This window comes from Mesorhizobium sp. M1A.F.Ca.IN.020.03.2.1 (genome assembly GCF_004023205.1).
In the GTDB taxonomy this organism is placed as follows: Bacteria; Pseudomonadota; Alphaproteobacteria; order Rhizobiales; family Rhizobiaceae; genus Mesorhizobium.
Genome location: NZ_RZSV01000531.1, coordinates 1 through 240 on the forward strand (window position 1 = coordinate 1; position 240 = coordinate 240).

Here is a 240-nt window from a genome sequence, read left to right on the forward strand (position 1 = left end):
TGACGTTGAGCGTGTTGCCGAGCGCCGTGGTGAAGGAGCCGGCGCTGAAGACGCCGTTGGTGATGAAGGCGTGGCCGTCGATGCTGAGCGTGGCGATGCCGTCGGGCGAGGCAATGGTGAAGGTGCCGCCCTGGGTGGTGCTCTCCTTGGAGGTGTCGGAGCCGGCCGATTCACCGGCGCCGCGGCTGGCGAGCAGGTCGTCCTCGTTGACCGTCACGTCGCCGCCATTGGCTGCCGGCG

1 protein-coding gene is annotated in these 240 nt (G+C 69.2%); it reads right to left on the minus strand.

Features of this window, described 5'->3' with window-relative positions; all coding sequences use genetic code 11:
* Positions 1 to 240, minus strand: a 240-nt coding sequence (locus EOA79_RS33105) for a hypothetical protein (RefSeq protein WP_164748640.1), incomplete at both ends; no start/stop codon positions are given.